This is a genomic window from Bradyrhizobium elkanii WSM2783, from assembly GCF_000472865.1.
In the GTDB taxonomy this organism is placed as follows: Bacteria; Pseudomonadota; Alphaproteobacteria; order Rhizobiales; family Xanthobacteraceae; genus Bradyrhizobium; species Bradyrhizobium elkanii_A.
In genome coordinates this window covers 18,570-33,598 of the sequence record NZ_AXAP01000091.1, presented here as the reverse complement: position 1 = coordinate 33,598, position 15,029 = coordinate 18,570, and the positions used below count along the sequence as shown (strand labels likewise).

The 15,029-nt window shown below is 58.5% G+C and carries 16 protein-coding genes and 1 pseudogene; 10 read left to right on the top strand and 7 right to left on the bottom strand.

Going from position 1 to position 15,029, the window contains the following annotated elements; translation table 11 throughout:
* Positions 1 to 1,426 (bottom strand): porin (locus YY7_RS0141675; protein ID WP_028168334.1); only part of this gene is annotated, 1,426 nt, incomplete at its 3' end.
* Between the two features lie 378 nt (positions 1,427 to 1,804).
* On the opposite strand from YY7_RS0141675, the gene YY7_RS62695 reads away from it, so the two are divergent.
* Both YY7_RS62695 and YY7_RS62690 read left to right on the top strand, forming a co-directional pair.
* Entirely contained in the window at positions 1,805 to 2,452 is a 648-nt protein-coding gene (locus tag YY7_RS62695) for a hypothetical protein (protein ID WP_210164743.1), read from the top strand.
* A 53-nt stretch (positions 2,453 to 2,505) separates the two neighbouring features.
* Positions 2,506 to 2,790: an integrase core domain-containing protein gene (locus YY7_RS62690; protein WP_210164742.1), complete on the top strand. Its 285-nt coding sequence runs from the start codon at positions 2,506 to 2,508 to the stop codon at positions 2,788 to 2,790.
* Between the two features lie 113 nt (positions 2,791 to 2,903).
* Here YY7_RS62690 and YY7_RS0141665 read toward each other — a convergent pair whose 3' ends face one another.
* A complete protein-coding gene (locus tag YY7_RS0141665) occupies positions 2,904 to 3,461 on the bottom strand; it encodes a cytochrome P460 family protein (RefSeq protein WP_051397204.1) in 558 nt (185 codons plus the stop codon).
* Positions 3,462 to 4,062: 601 nt separating this feature from the next.
* On the opposite strand from YY7_RS0141665, the gene YY7_RS0141655 reads away from it, so the two are divergent.
* The 5 genes from YY7_RS0141655 (at position 4,063) to YY7_RS64850 (ending at position 7,419) form a co-directional block, all read left to right on the top strand.
* Positions 4,063 to 4,446 (top strand): RidA family protein, encoded by a 384-nt coding sequence (locus YY7_RS0141655; protein ID WP_028168332.1) that lies wholly within the window; start codon positions 4,063 to 4,065, stop codon positions 4,444 to 4,446.
* 488 nt (positions 4,447 to 4,934) lie between these two features.
* Positions 4,935 to 5,720, top strand: coding sequence for a DUF427 domain-containing protein (locus tag YY7_RS0141650; RefSeq protein WP_080664074.1), 786 nt, complete (start codon positions 4,935 to 4,937; stop codon positions 5,718 to 5,720).
* 409 nt (positions 5,721 to 6,129) lie between these two features.
* On the top strand, positions 6,130 to 6,369 hold the full coding sequence (locus YY7_RS61155; RefSeq protein WP_028168329.1) for a tripartite tricarboxylate transporter substrate-binding protein: 240 nt from the start codon (positions 6,130 to 6,132) through the stop codon (positions 6,367 to 6,369).
* Positions 6,370 to 6,748: 379 nt separating this feature from the next.
* The gene (locus tag YY7_RS0141635) at positions 6,749 to 6,994 is read left to right on the top strand and encodes a hypothetical protein (RefSeq protein ID WP_080664073.1); all 246 of its coding nucleotides are present in this window, start codon (positions 6,749 to 6,751) and stop codon (positions 6,992 to 6,994) included.
* 356 nt (positions 6,995 to 7,350) lie between these two features.
* Positions 7,351 to 7,419 (top strand): hypothetical protein, encoded by a 69-nt coding sequence (locus YY7_RS64850; RefSeq protein WP_349642710.1) that lies wholly within the window; start codon positions 7,351 to 7,353, stop codon positions 7,417 to 7,419.
* Positions 7,420 to 7,699: 280 nt separating this feature from the next.
* Here the strand turns inward: YY7_RS64850 and YY7_RS61150 are convergent, their stop codons facing one another.
* Positions 7,700 to 7,930, bottom strand: a complete 231-nt coding sequence (locus YY7_RS61150) for a hypothetical protein (protein ID WP_155255542.1) — start codon at positions 7,928 to 7,930, stop codon at positions 7,700 to 7,702.
* Positions 7,931 to 8,341: 411 nt separating this feature from the next.
* Here YY7_RS61150 and YY7_RS54575 point away from each other — a divergent pair, with 411 nt between their 5' ends.
* Positions 8,342 to 8,908 carry a DoxX family protein gene (locus YY7_RS54575; RefSeq protein WP_245287598.1) on the top strand — a complete coding sequence of 189 codons (567 nt, stop codon included), beginning with the start codon at positions 8,342 to 8,344 and terminating at the stop codon, positions 8,906 to 8,908.
* 256 nt (positions 8,909 to 9,164) lie between these two features.
* A complete protein-coding gene (locus YY7_RS62280) occupies positions 9,165 to 9,503 on the top strand; it encodes a hypothetical protein (protein ID WP_196237411.1) in 339 nt (112 codons plus the stop codon).
* Here YY7_RS62280 and YY7_RS54570 read toward each other — a convergent pair.
* From YY7_RS54570 to YY7_RS61145, 3 genes are all read right to left on the bottom strand, one after another.
* Positions 9,445 to 10,884, bottom strand: a complete 1,440-nt coding sequence (locus YY7_RS54570) for an ATP-binding protein (RefSeq protein WP_063623443.1) — start codon at positions 10,882 to 10,884, stop codon at positions 9,445 to 9,447. The genes YY7_RS62280 and YY7_RS54570 overlap by 59 nt on opposite strands.
* The gene (locus YY7_RS0141615) at positions 10,881 to 11,546 is read right to left on the bottom strand and encodes a response regulator (protein ID WP_028168326.1); all 666 of its coding nucleotides are present in this window, start codon (positions 11,544 to 11,546) and stop codon (positions 10,881 to 10,883) included. The genes YY7_RS54570 and YY7_RS0141615 overlap by 4 nt, the downstream gene beginning before the upstream one ends.
* A gap of 946 nt (positions 11,547 to 12,492) precedes the next feature.
* Positions 12,493 to 12,660, bottom strand: a complete 168-nt coding sequence (locus YY7_RS61145; protein ID WP_155255541.1) for a hypothetical protein — start codon at positions 12,658 to 12,660, stop codon at positions 12,493 to 12,495.
* Between the two features lie 1,126 nt (positions 12,661 to 13,786).
* Between YY7_RS61145 and YY7_RS54565 the strand changes: the two genes are divergently transcribed.
* Entirely contained in the window at positions 13,787 to 14,251 is a 465-nt protein-coding gene (locus tag YY7_RS54565; protein ID WP_051397202.1) for a hypothetical protein, read from the top strand.
* A gap of 3 nt (positions 14,252 to 14,254) precedes the next feature.
* Here YY7_RS54565 and YY7_RS59175 read toward each other — a convergent pair.
* Positions 14,255 to 15,004, bottom strand: a pseudogene (locus YY7_RS59175) (IS5 family transposase).
* Positions 15,005 to 15,029 lie beyond the last annotated feature (25 nt).

Genomic DNA, 15,029 nt, shown 5'->3' with positions numbered 1-15,029 from the left:
TGACCGGGGTCCAGCGGGTGATGACACCAAGCTGCGACAGATTGAAGTCGGGGTTGCAGACATAGTCCGCGCTGACCGCCTTGGCCGGCGTCGTGTAGTTCGCGCACATGAAGGCCTTGGCGGCGCCGTCATAGCGGACGGCCACATACGAGCCGAAGAGGCTCGACGACCAATATGGGTCCCAGTTGTGGTTGAACGCACCGCGAATGCCAAAGGCCTCCGTCAGATGCAGCGAGCCGTCGCCGCCGGCCGCGACCGGCAGATAGACCGCATCGGTCGTCGCACCGAACCCGATGCTCTGATAGGCGCCAAAAGTGCTGGTGCTGCCGAACATCGCAAAGCTCGGCGAGGTTGAAGCCGACGAGATGACGTACTTCGTCGCCCCCTTGGCATAGCTCGCGTCGATCTTGAGGTCGTCGCCGGCGCCGGTCGGGATGTTCTTGATCTGCAACGCCGCCATCGCCGCACCGCCCCACGAGGTGTCGGGATGTCCGGAAAGCTCGGACGCCGCAGTCGGCGCCGCGCCCGGCAGGCCGACGCCGCCCGCCGGCGCTCCAAGGGCGTTCAGCACATTGTAGGAGCCGTTGACTTCATGCGCCGCGGCGGAAATCTGGAACAGACCCCAAGCCTGGTCGATGCGGATGTTGCCGACCACATCAGGCGCATGGACGCCGGCATAAGCGTTGCCCGTGTTCAGCGTGGCATTCAGCGGCAGCGACAGGTTGTAGACCGCGGTGCGGTCCCATACCGTTGGATCGTCGAGGCCGATCGTGCCGGTCACTCCGTTGCCGAAATCCGCAGTGTACTGGATGTTTTGGACGCCGGTATCAGTGTTTTGGCCGCCGATCAGGAAGTCCGTGATGTTGCCGGGGTAGCCCTGCCAAGGCGACGCGTAGGCAGACGCCGACTGACCGAAGGTGAAGCCTGCGAACTGGAGAAAGAGGTACTGGATGGAAACCTGGCCGCCGCCGGGAGTCTCGAGCAACTGCTGGCTGGCCACCGGAAGCGAGGTGTTGATCGAGTTCGGGTTGAAGGTGTTGTTGCCTAGCGTGCTGAACGTAAACCGGCCCTGCCCGAAGGTACGGACCGTGCCATATTCGGTCGACGTGCGGGTATCGAATGACAATAGCATACGGGCGCGGGCGGCGAAGTTGTCGAAGTAGCGGTTATGTTGGCCTGCGTCGCCGTTCCAGGGAGGCGTGCCCTGTATGCCGCCATTGAATGTGGTGTCGACTCGGAGATAGCCACCGATCTTGATGCAGGTGTCGGTGCCCGGGATGTACCAGAAGCCAGCGCCATACTGCGAACAGACCTTCACATATTCGATCGGCTTCGCTTTGACAGGAAGGTCAGCGCCCGCGGCTCCGCTGGTTGCGAGCAAAAGGCTCGCCGCCGGACCGAGGATCAGGATTTGGGCTGTCGCCATTACCGGCCTCCGCCGTGAAACCTGTACGTCGGAAATCGAACGCCCCCCACAATTTTTAGCGCGGAAGGCATGTCGCACAATGCGCGGCGACGTGCCGCAAGCGGGTTCATGTCGCAGTGTGCCTTTTTTGCAACGCATGCGAGCGCTGCTTCGGAGCGCTGCTTCGGAGCGCATGCTGGTGAGAGCTCCCCTGGAAGCCGGATCAAATGCTGTAGCTACGGTCGCCGCAAAGGGGTTCGAACGTTAATCCCATTCGCCGTCGCGTTGGCCATCGCGATCGTGTCCTGTGTGTACCGAAAACTTTATCCGTGTCGATGACGCCCCGGAACCACCTAAGCTGACGGAATGATAGGGCTCCTGTGTTTCGTCGTGGCGGTCTTGGCCTCACCATTCAAGTCGAAGATCCGGCTTGAGGCTGAGAATGCCGCGCTCCGACACCAGCTGGTGGTCTTGCGGCGCAAGCTGAAGGGCCGGGCTCGTCTCACAAACAACGACCGCTGGTTCTTCGTTCAGCTCTATCGCTGGTTTCCGTCGATCCTTCCGGCTCTCATGATTATTCGACCCGATACGCTGGTACGTTGGCATCGGGCCGGCTTTCGCCGCTATTGGCGTTGGAGGTCGCGCTCACCGGGAGGGCGACCGCCGATCGAGGCGGAATTGCGCGCCCTGATCCCGCAAATGAGCAGGGAGAATTTGGTTTGGGGTGCGCCGCGCATCCACGGCGAACTGCTTAAGCTCGGGTTTGAGCCGGCTCAATCAAGCGTCGCCAAGTACATGGTCAAGCACCGAGGACCACCCAGCCAGGGGTGGCGGACCTTTCTGCGAAACCACGCGTCGGACATTGCCGCCATGGATTTGTTCGTCGTCCCGACCATTGGCTTCAGAATGCTCTACGGCTTCGTGATTGTACGGCTTGATCGCAGAGATCTCGTTTGGATTAACGTCACAACCCACCCGACGGCGGAGTGGGTTGCACGTCAGATAACCGAGGCGTTTCCCTGGGACATGGCTCCGCGCTATTTATGATCCGAGATCGGGATCGAATCTACGGCATTGTCGTCACGCGCCGATTGCGTGCCATGGGCATCAGGGACAAGCCCATTGCACTAGCCTCGCCTTGGCAGAATGGCTTTGCCGAACGGCTGATCGGATCAATCCGGCGTGAGCGTGTCGACCACATCATTGTCCTGGGCGAGGCGCATCTACGCCGAATTCTGAAATCCTATGCTGACTATTACAACGGCATCAGAACGCATCGGTCTTTGAACGAGGATGCGCCGGTCTCTCGCTTGGTACAGCGTACCGGTGTCATTCGCTCACGTGCCATCCTGGGCGGACTTCATCACCACTATGACCGGATTTAGAGTTTTCGGTACACACAGCCGTGGTGGTCGATACGGGCCAAACCCTGACTCTTGCGCTGCAGCAACAGGCCTACTCGATCTCTGCCACAACTCGACGGGTAGCGTATTTTAACTCAGGGCTGAGATGCGTAGTGAGCGAAAACGAAGTCGTGAGCTTTGGCAGGCTCGTGGCATCCGAAGCAGGTCTTGTGCAGTGCCTCGTCGCCAGGTTTTCCGTCCTTGAAGTCACCGAATCCCCAGCCGCCCGTCGCAGCGTACTTTTTTGAGTCCTTGACCATGAACTGAACATTTACGGCAGACTGGACAACGAAAGACTGAGCGCCAGGAAATGCATCGGCCAGGACTTTGTTATTGTCTGCTGACGGAACGCGATTCCAGTGTAGGGCGGCAATGATTGTACCGTCCGGGAACGGAATCGTCCCTTCCTTAAAGGCCTTGATCGCTATTTCGTTGCCGAGTTGAACGCGCAACTGGTCGACCTTGTCTGTCTTTAGCTGGTTCACAGCGATCAATTTCCATTCGCGGTATCCGGCCGGGATTGTGACACCGTAGATCGGGGAGACGTTGCTCTGCGCCGTGGGCCTCGTGACGTATAGAGTACTAAGCGCGACAACAGCGCAACCGCCCAAGGCAAGATAGTATTTCAGAACGCTCGTACTGGCATGGAGCATGACGGTCTCCTTGAAAGAGGTGCGACGAAAAACCTCCCAAAAGCCGGACCGGATCATAGCGGCGCGAGAAATCGGCCTCAATACACTGCGCGCGGCAAGCGGCCATGCCGTCGCACCACCCACGGCCGCAATGAACTCCCGCCGCCTCATGCCTGCTGCTAAAAAACGAAGCGGCCGATAATCGTCCGAGTGGGTTCTATGAAAGAGTGAACTTTAGGCTCGGCGTTTGACGGTCGTCGAACGTCGCCTTTCGGTCTTGGCCGTGTAAAAACGGCCAGGAGCCGAGGGGCGTCTCAGGTCGCGATCGCAGCAATCAGCGGCTGGGTTCCGATGATGACCCGCGTCAGATTGTCTAGCCAGTTCCCCGTGGACAAATGTCACGCTCTCATCGGAGATCCCATCTACGCAGACGCCACCCTTGATCGCATCGTTCACAACGCTCATCGCAATAGTCCGCGCTGCCGTTTATGGCCCCAAAGGGCTGATCTGAACAGCTCGTTGACCCGGTGCCAACCTACTCCTTGCCGAGACACGCGTGCTGGTAGGGCACAGGCAGGTGTGCTTAGTTTGCGCGTCGAGTAAATTCAACTCCAGGTGAGCCATGCCTACAATTCAGCGGATCATCGTTCCTGGCATCCGACCGCCGGTCAGCCATTACTGCCACGTGACGCGTGCCGGGCCTCACGTTTGGGTCGCCGGCATTGTCGGCCAAGCGCAAGACGGTAGCATCCCCGCCGATGTCGTCGATCAGTTCGATGTCGCCATCACGATCATGGACAAGTGCCTGAAGGCGGCCGGAGCCGGCGCTGAGCATGTTGTCAAGGTGCAGGTGTTTATGACCGACATTACGGAGCGACCGAAGATCAACCCGCGCCGCATCGCGTATTTCGGCGACAACCTACCGGTCTCTACGCTCGTTGAGGTGAAAGGGCTGGTAGATCCGCGTATGAAGGTCGAGATCGAGTGCCAAGCCTACGTGGAGTAGGAACGGGCACATTGGTCCCTCCGGGGCGGGCGGCGCTTCCAGAACGCTACCCAATCGTACGCCTTGTGATCGAAACTCAAGATCAGACTCCCCTCTCAGCGCCCGTTAGCACCGGACAGCACAAGTCAATCACGCACGCACAAGCTTGCTAGCGCTGCACCGGTCAGCAATTAATCAAGGTCGATAGATACGACGTTTCGATATACGCGGTAACCGTAGTCGGTCTTGGGCACAATCGGCAGTTACGCGATGGGCTGCCGAACGAGCGCGGGCTCTCGAAATCCGCCATCTCGCGCCCGGACTTATCGCAAGAATAAATCTTATTGCCACCCTTGATCAACGAGTGTCACTGCACCAGCTGGGCGGAGGTAATCTGAGTGGTCCTACGCGATGCTTCGCACCCGAGTGCGTCGCCGCGAGACTCGAAAAGAAGGGTCTCACGTCAGTCACAAACGCCTGATCTATGGTCCAAAAGAAGGAGCTTCGACATGACCGAGACACTCGCACGACCGGTCGCTCCAGCCGCCGAGGAGCGGGCCAGGCTGAAGGAGGGAGTACACATCGAGCGCAGTTCTCGCCGGGTACGGACGTACTTTGGTAACAAGCTGATCGCCGACAGCGAGCACGTTCTCCTCGTCTACGAAACAAAGCGACCGCCGGCCTACTGGTTTCCAATTGCGGATGTCCGGATGGAGTGGCTGGAGCCGTCACAGCAAGCGGAGGACACCATTCGCTGGCACTTGGTGGTAAAGGATCGCATCATTCACAACGCAGCCCGCGCTTACCTTAAACCAGCTGGTCATCGAGCCGCACTGGAGGGCCACCTCACCTTTTACTGGGATCAGATGGACGCGTGGTTTGAGGAGGATGAGCAAGTCTTCGTTCATCCTCGAGATCCGTACACAAGGGTCGACACGTTGCACAGCTCGAGGCACGTGCGCGTGGAGATCGACGGAGTGACAATGGGTGAAACTCGCCGACCCATGCTCCTCTTCGAGACTGGACTGCCGACCCGTTATTACATTCCGAAGGTGGACGTGCGCATGGATCTGCTCGAGCCCTCCGAGTCTGTCACCCGCTGCCCGTATAAAGGAGTGGCGCGCCACTGGTCGGCTCGGGTGGGCGACAAGCTCGTCAAGGACATCGTGTGGAGTTATCCGGCGCCAATTCCCGAGTGCCCGAAGATCGAAAACCTGCTTAGCTTCTACAACGAGCGCGTCGACCTGTACATCGATGGGATGCTGCAAGATCGACCAATCACGCCATTCTCTTAACGTCGAGATCGGAGAAGTAACCGCGCGTCGCGCTGGAGCTCGCACAGAAGGTCGCGCTGGCGACGATGCTGCCCTGCGCCCTCGAAAACAACCTCGGCGTGATCATAGGCCCTAGTAGGCCGCCCTGGCGCCCCGAACGCGCTCCCACCGTAGTAAGGACCGCCTGCGTAGTAACCTGTTCCTGTTTGGTAGGGGTTGCCGCCCCTGCCCAGTTAGGTGACGTGGCCGCGATCGCGCCAGCCGTGCCGATCGCGGCAGCCGTGCCGAACGCTGCGGCGCCTGCGCCGACTACACCGGCGCCGTAAGCAACCCGCCGGTTTTGCCGGCGCGCAACGTCCGCAACGCTCACGGGGGTCAGGGGCCGACCGACCCGTGCTTCGGCATTCTCGACTGATAGCGAGAGGCCGCGTTGCTCAGACCAGCCGAAGGAGAGCAGCGCCGCACCCGCAAGCGTCGAGGCTGCAATTGCAGCCTTGGCGGCGTCGGCACACCCGCGCATCTGATCGGCGAGCAATTCAAGCTGCAGACCAGTACGCGCGCACAGCACGTCCCCTACGCGCAGTTTCCGCAGGCGATTGGCGATCTGCTCAACGGCACCAACGCGTTCATGTTCATCACCATGTTGCCAGCGCTCGCGGAGGTACTCTGAAGTATTTAGCGTCTATGAACCAAGCAGTTAGTTTCCTTATCGATGATTGCCGGCGAGCTTACCGTGCTTAAAGCGTACAGAGTTTTTAAGTTAGGCGCACTGTTTTGAATGGCGCAGTAAGTGCGAGTCGAACCCCTCTTGCCTGCGTTTCGCGGCACGCAGATTGCCTGCGCCCATGGGTCGGGCCACCGTTGTTCGACGCAGCGAATGCGTCCGAACAGCTGATCTGCGTCATCTCACAGCATGCGAACACGTCGTGTTCGAGTCGATCGAGCAAGTAAACATGACCGGCTGGAGTTCAGGGTCTCATTCAAGGCTCTTAAGTTCCACTTAAGGTTCACTCCGCAATCGTTGCTCAACGAACCTAAGGAGTGTCCAAATGTCTCGCTTTTCAGTCTTTGCCGCGGCAGCTGTTTTGTCGGCGTTGGCGACCATACCGGTGGCCTTCGCCAAGGAGCATCACCACGTCCTCAAAGTGCCGCAGTCCGTCAGCATCGATCGTTCCCAGCCAAGGCTGGGCTGGGCCTACGCAGGGCCTCGGCCGCCGGTCCACTACGGCGACGCGCCAAGCTACGACGACCCATCGAAGTTTGGCGGCGGCGAGGCGTTGCCGGCGACGCACTAAGGCTTCGAGATGCCAGCACCGCGCGCCTGGATGCGATCGGCTACGGGAAAGATACTGTTGCCGCGCGTTGAATAACGGCGCTCCCAACATCGAACGGGCTGACAAACTGGTTGAGCTTGTCGCGAGGCAGAAGGGCATGAACCATCCTATCCTTGAAGAAGTTGCAACCCTCATCGACCGACGGCTGGAGGCCAATCGGAAAGCGATGTCCGTGGGCGGCATGACAGCACGGCTTGTGCGAAGGATCTCCCGCAAGCACGAGCACCTCGTGTTCGGCGTAATCCAATCTGGCATTACGGCGGGGGTTAGTTCTGGCGTAGCGAACATTCGGGTCCTGGCTGACATCCTGGGGCTTGATGGTTGCGGTTGTGCTATTCGCCGCGCCGATAATTCGCCGAATGGTGGCCTCAATGACTTATGAGTAGCTAGTCTGACCCGCAGGTTTGACTGATGGCTCAGGCCGTCCAGTTCGCCATGTGGCAGAATCGGCGCGCTAAGCTGCGACCAATTTATTCGTCAAGCTCGGATGCTCCTGAAAATCAATGTCTTCATCGAGCGCTGGGATGGTGGCGCGTACGCACTGTCGTGCGCTCGGAGGTGTTTCTCATTCAAATATAGAGCATCGACCAAGACTGGGTTGCCGTGACAGGGCGCCACGAAGCATCTCTGGAGATACTAGCTATCCTCAAGACGGTGAGTTGAGAGTCATTCCTCAGATGAGCGGAACTGATCGGGATGGTGGGAGAGAAGTCGGGCTGCGAACGTTGAATGCAGCCCGACCTCTGTCGGTTCGTTATCGCACTGGTGCCGCCGGCCGCTGGCGTTGACGTTCTCCACGCTGTGCCGCGACTTTAGGTGGCTCTCGCGAGCCAGAGCGGGTGTTGCGAGCATGGTTGCAGCGACCAGACCGGCCGAAAGTAGTTGCAGTGTATTCATTTGAGCTCTCCATAGATACCAGCCAATGATGCTTGGCTTCTCATCGTGATGCACTGCGCCAGCTTTGGATGTTAGTTTTGCGGATCAGTACAGTGCACCGTACGGCATTTGCTTCTCTCAGCTTAAATCAGGCTTAAGGAAATCCAGAATTGCCGTGCGTAACGTGCCGATGTCATGCGGATATCTTGCTAGGACCATTGTCCCTCGCTCGTCCAGTGTCCTTAAGGTTCGCTTAAGGCGGTGTGCTTCTCGTTACTCCAGCAAACAGCTGGAAGGAAAGCGCAGCTTTTGAATCGCGCATCGGCAACTGCACCATGCCGGCCTCCTGGATAGCAGCTACTCCATCAAGGGCGGGCTGTTTTCGTCACTGAGAGAGCAGTCACATTTCCCGCGAAACGGAGAAATCAAGAAATGGCTAAGTCAAGAACGTCCTATGACAACATGAAAAGCGCCAGCAGCGGCATCGGTCGAGGCCTCGCGGCATTCCAGCTGTTGCTCTCTTCCTCAGTCGGCCGCTGGGCGCCGCTTCCGTTGCGCTTCATCGTCGGGTACGGATTTGCGGAGCATGGCTTTGCAAAGTTGTTGCGCGGCGCGGATAACTTCACGGGAATTCTGCATGCGATGGGACTGCCCATGCCGCATGTGTTTGCCTGGATAACGATCGTAACGGAAATAGGCGGCGGATTCTGTATCCTGCTGGGGGCGCTTGTTCCGGTGGTCAGCATTCCGATGGCTATCGTGTTGCTGGTCGCTACGTTCACCGTCCATCTGCCGTACGGGTTCTCGTCGATAAAGCTCCAAGCGATAACTCCGAATGGGGCGCAGTTTGGGCCACCTGGGTATGAAACTGATCTACTTTATTTGGCTGGGCTTCTTGCGCTTGTCCTTGGTGGTTCTGGTCCCTTCGCAGTGGATAACTGGTTGTCCCGACGGTTAGCTGTCGCGTTTGAGGGGCGGGGTCGTTCGGCCGTCGACTGATCTCGACGCTTAAGTTCGCTCGCTCGCAATGCAGGTCCGTATTTGCGAGTGGCTCCGGTGCTTTCTCCATCATTGGCTTTCAGGGCGCAACCGGCGGCGATGGCGACCACAGAAAATCGGATCTTCGACAATTCGCTCAAGTGTGCTGTGAATTTGGTCCTGTGCGTGGTGCGGTCCAAGCCCAGATTGGTTCAGGCCCCAACGCAGGACCCCGCAATGCAGCGCAGGCGCAGGTAGTCGGAATTTAGGTCTGTCAGTGGACGCGATCTTCAGTCAGATCGATGTCGCGATCTTTGCGAGCCCGCTGCCATTTCCACTTCCTAATGGACTGCAGACGAATATCGGGAAGGGACTGGTCGTCGGAACGATCTCGGACAATACCCGCTACGTGCTGGTTGCAAAGTACGACACCGGTCCGTTCAGGTTCTTCGGCGGATATGAGCACATCCGGTTCGCGAATCCAAAAACACCCTTGAGCCCGGGCGATTCCATCACCGGCGGCTTTGTGCTCAGGACCGTCGTCAACAATAGTTTTACTACGGACAGGGTGCTTCAGATATTTTGGACCGGCCCGACATACGAAGCCAGACCCTAACCCAATATGGTCGGCTCGTGTGGGCCGCATTCGCCGGACGCTGAGGCGATCGAATATCCCAAACCATCTCGGCGCGCAGCCCCGAGATATCGTCCCGGTTGCGCAAGCGCAGGCGCGCTCCGCTTGTCCGTACTGCCAGATCCGCAATCGAAAGTCCGAGCCCACTACCGAGTGAACTCCTGTTGCGGCCGCGGAAGAAACGATTCGTGACCAACGCGAGCTCCTCTCTTGGAATGCCTGGGCCGCTGTCCTCGACGAGTACGGTTGTAGCATCCTCGGTCGTCTCCGAGGACCATCGGATCGTTCCCGGTTGTGGCATGTGGCGAACGGCGTTCTCGTGTAAATTTCGGATGGCGAGCAGAAGAGATTCGCGGTTCGCCCTGACAATGGTGTTACGGAGGACCGGATCGATCGTGACGTCTGCGTTCTTATCTGACATGGGAAGTGCGTCGATGACCTCCTCCACAACATCGCCCACGTTGACGGACTTCAGCGGTGCGTCCGACTCGGAGTCAAGCCTGGCGATGGTCAGCAGCTGTCGGACGAGACGAGTGGTCCGATCTACGGCGAACAGTATCTGACTGAGCGCCGTCTTCCTTATGTTCTCGTCTGGCGCCGTCATTGCAATTTGGGCTTGGGTCCGCAGACCCGCCAAGGGAGTGCGCAACTCATGCGCAGCGAACGCGGTGATGTCTCGCTCGTGACGCATCGCCTCCTTCACTTTTTTGAACAGATTATTCAGCGAAGACACTATGGGTTGAATTTCAACAGGAATGTCTCTTGTCTTGAGCGGGGTCAGGTCGTCAACATTCCGGCGCCGGAGATCCTCGGCCAGGGTCTGCAAGGGCCGCAGGCCGCGATTGAGACTTGCCCAAATGAGGAATGCGAGAAGAGGGATTATCAGGAACAGTGGTGCCAAGAGGCCCCGCATGATGTCGGCCACAAACGTTTTCCTCAATCCCAGGCGGTCGCCTACAAGGACCCGAACGTTTTTTGCAGGATCCTCCGCAGTGAAGACCCGCCACTTCTCGCCTTGGATCGTGCGTTCGGAGAAGCCCGTGCGATTGTCGCTGAGACTCTCGTCGGGGGCACCGCTGGTCCTCGCCACGAGGCGACCGTCAAGTGACCAGATTTGGCAGGAAAGCTGGTGCTCATAGGTCAAAAGCTCGTCAGCATGAGCTATCGAATCCTTCTGGAATGAGCCGACATCGTTACTGGAGGCGAGCGACAAGACCATCCGCGCCGCCTCTTGAAGCCTAGAGTCGAGAACGTTCTCGACCTCCCGCGTCGTCCCGACGTAAATCCAGCACGTCGCGGCTAACCAAATAAGACCAGTGGTCACGACAAGAATGAAGAATAGCTTGTGCTTGAGGGAATTCATGATGAAGCGGTCCTCATGCGATATCCGATGCCACGTAATGTCTCGATTTTGGATCGTCCAATCTTGCCACGGAGCTTATGCACGTGGACTTCGACCGTGTTGCTTTCAATCTCTTCCTGCCAGCCATAAAGGCGCGCTTCCAGATCACTCTTGGAAAAAACGATGCCGGGGCGATCCATAAGCGCGGACAGGATCGCGAATTCCCGACGCGATAGGCTGATGGCGTTTCCATCGACTGCCGCAGTCAAGCGGGCCACATCAAGTGTCACGCCGTTGTAGGACACGTAAGACGATGCGCGGCCTTGCTGCCGGCGGCTGATCGCGCGGACACGCGCTGCGAGTTCGTCCAAATCGAAGGGTTTGCCAAGGTAGTCGTCGGCGCCCGCATCGAGTCCCTTGATTCGATCCGGCACTTCATCGAGAGCCGTCAGCAGGAGAACCGGGATCCGTTCGCCCTTGGCACGCAAGGATGCTAGCAGATCCAGGCCCGATCCATCAGGAAGCATCACATCCAGCACGACGGCATCGAACTCGTCTGTCGCGAGCGCGGCGTCTCCGTCGGCGCAGCTGGCGACCACGTCGAGTGTCGCCCCATGCAATCCGAGGCCTACTTTTAGACCGTCCGCGAGAACTGAATCATCCTCGACGACCAGAATTCGCATCGAAGCGCTCCTCATTCTGAAGTTCCAGTCGGCGGCGGACCTTAAGGCTGGCTTAAGATGGCTCCTTAGATGGACCCCAGACCGTCACGGAAGCGACTCCATGTCCTACGTCCTCATACTCGGATTTGTTACTTTGCTTCTGGAACTAATTGCAGCGGCGGCGTCCGCCGACGCAGCCGGAATCAAGCTGCCCGACTAGGCTTTTCAGTTCCGCGCGGAGTGAGCCGGTAAGGGCGGGTGAGGCTTGGGTGGGCGATTGCGCCGGGTCTCTATCTCTGCCGTGACCTCTGGCTCGCCCAACAGCTGAAGACTGAGCGCGGCGACATCCGCGGAACGAATGCCGGGCCGTTCGTTGACGTCCGGCCCAATGCGAGATAGCTGCCTCCGAAATATGATGTCCCCTCGGATCTAACGACGGTGGCTGGACCCGTCGGGTCACGACGCGCCAACTCGGCATTTCCAAGGACATCACCGGCGTGAACATGCGCCATGACGCGTCTGAAGATTTTAGCAGTTGCAGTCAGCGCTCTTGTTGGAACTACGATGACGTGGCGGCACGCGCCTACCACCGCCCGGGCCCACGAAACCGTCAGTATGCCTTCGCTACAGGAACTCCACACTATGGCCTGAGTAAACAAGCTTCCGAAGGACCGCTTGGCGCTCCCGACGGATGTTGCAGACCGTTATCCGGACGACCGTCGCATTCGTCCGCTGCTGGATGCGGTGTTGAAAGAGTTGGGCGTCGCGACGCCTTATCCTTTCCCTCAAAGACGCTGCGTAGATTATCAGGGACAGTTGATCTGCCTGCATTTTTCGAACCTCCCTTCTGGGAGCCGGCGAATCAAGACCGGTGCGCCAGGAGCATTTGGACACGCGCCAGCATCCCCTCCGCAATCCACCTCAGCCGCAGCATCCATTCTTCGACGGATCGGTGTAGCGTGGAGTGTCATGGGGAGTAGTAGATCGACGGCCGAGGCCTTGTGTAGGCCCAGCCCGGAAAGCTGAGGTACTGCGGCGCTCTGCCGACGTGGTGATGTTCCTTGGCGGAGGCCACCGGGGTCGTCGCCAGCGCCGACAAAACAGCTGCCGCAGCGAAGACTGAAAAGCGAGACATTGGACGCTCCTTTCGTTGCGTTGAGCGACGATTGTGGAGTGAACTTAAGTGAAACTTAAGGGCCTGAGATCTCGAGGGCGCTGCTAAGATTTTGGAGCAGAACACATGGATTTTTGGAGAGGAATACAATCTCTGGGCAAGCGACAAGGACCTGACCACAGTGCTGAAGGCGCATCGGGACAAACTCGATCCCGATCTCGTTATCGATCACCCTGTCAAGGTCATCAATGGATCACGGTCGGTGTAAAGACTTGGGGCTTCCGAGGCCGCCACAAACCAGACACCCGCGAGGCTTCGAACGCCCCAGCAGCCATATGGCCGCGTTTCATGGTGTCTACAGAATCCGGCCGGCTTCGCTGCTGACCGGGTTGCTCAAATCCAAAACGGTTTTTCAATTTTCCGGATCACCGCGAGCCGCCTCTCATCCTGATCAGCGGCGCCACTGCATGCCGACCGACGATCCAGTGCAACTCAGCTGCGATGCCATCGAGCACCGCGCGCTTTTCCTTCATCCGTTTTAAGCGATTTCAGATCATTGGACGTCGGCCGACCACATTTCGGCGAGTTCAGACGATCGAGCATATCAACACGACTGGCTGCAATTGAGGGGCTGCTCTCCGGCCCTTAAGTTCCACTTAAGTTCACTCCGCAATCGTTGCTCAAACCAGAGGAGTGCATCATGTCTCATCATCTCGTTCGCAGTCACACATTGCCTAAGAGTTCACTCAAGACTATCGCGGCGGCCGTCGTGCTGTCCGCGCTAGCGGCTACGCCCGCGTTCGCGCAAGCCGCTATTCAAGAGCCGGGCGCATTCGCATTCTACCATCCCTATCTCGACGTGTTGAACGGAGGCGCGCCAACCCCCGCTGCCAAATTGATTTTAGAGGGACCCGCCGCCCTGCAGGCCTATGCCGAAAGAGAAAGTGGCATCGGCTCCCTGAGTGTACAGCGACATCGATCCCACAGGCGATGACCTTGGCTCATCGGACGACCACCGTTTGCCTTGTCCATCTCGCGCAATAGCGCGCCAGCCGTGCGCTCGGCCGCAGCAGGATCTCGCTGGCCTCTGTGTGTACCGAAACCTTATCCGAGTTGATGACGTGATGGAATCGCCTAAGCTGGCGGAATGATCGGGCTGTTCTGTTTCGCTTTGGCCGTCCTGGGCTCGCCGTTCAAGTCGAAGTTGCGGCTCGAAGCGGAGAACGCGACGCTTCGGCATCAGCTGATTGTCTTGAGGCGTAGGCTGCATGGTCGCGCCCGGTTCACGAACCAGGATCGCTGGTTGTTGATCCAGCTGTATCGCTGGTTTCCGTCAATCCTGTCGGTCCTCACCATCATTCGGCCCGAGACGCTCGTCCGCTGGCATCGGGCCGGCTTTCGCCGCTACTGGCGTTGGAAGTCCCGCTCACTGGGCGGGCGGACGCAAATCGACATCGCGCTGCGCGCGCTGATCCGGCGGATCGGCGTCGAAAATCCGCTTTGGGGAGCGCCACGCATCCACGGCGAACTGCTCAAGCTCGGGTTTGAGGTAGCGCAATCGAGCGTTGCCAAGTACATGGTCGAGCGGCGAGGATCGCCTAGGGTCTGTTGAGATTCATCTGGAATGGATGACAGCGGTGGCGAGGTAGATCATCGCCTCGAAACTGCTGTCCGTCTTGTCGGATCGCATAGCTATGCGTTTGAATTCCTTCAGCTTGCCGAAGAAATTCTCGATCAGGTGGCGCCATTTGTAGATGTCCTTGTCGATGTCGAGGGGCTTGGCGCGCCTGGGATGCTGCGAGATTACGATCTTCGCCTTGCGAACGTTCATGTCTTCGATGATCCAGTTGGAATCAAAAGCCTTGTCGGCGATCAAGCCACCGAATTCGATGCCCTTGATGAGGGTGCAACGCCGACGGTGTCAAAGCGATGACCGGGAAGCAGGATGAACCGCACCAGATTCCCGAGCGCGTCGGTCAGCGCGAGGATTTTGGTGGTCCAACCGCCCTTCGATTTGCCGATGGCCTGATTTTTGGTCCCCCTTTTGCTCCCTGGGCGTGGCGATGAACTTTGACGATTGTCGCGTCGACCATGGCGAATTCCATGTCTGGGTCATCTGATACGGCTTCGAAGATCCGTCTGAAAACGCCAGCCCTTACCCAATCGCGATAGCGCTTGAACACCGTATTCCAGTTGCCGAATGTCGGCGGCAGATCCCTCCATGGGCTGCCCGTACGCGCAATCCACAGCACAGCTTCGAGAAACAAACGGTTGTCACCTCCTGTGCGGCCGGGATCGGTGGACTTGCCCAAACAAAGCGGCGCCATCTTCACCATTGAGCGTCGGTCAAAACGAATCGGTGCATCCAAAACTCCTTTCGGAGCTTGAAT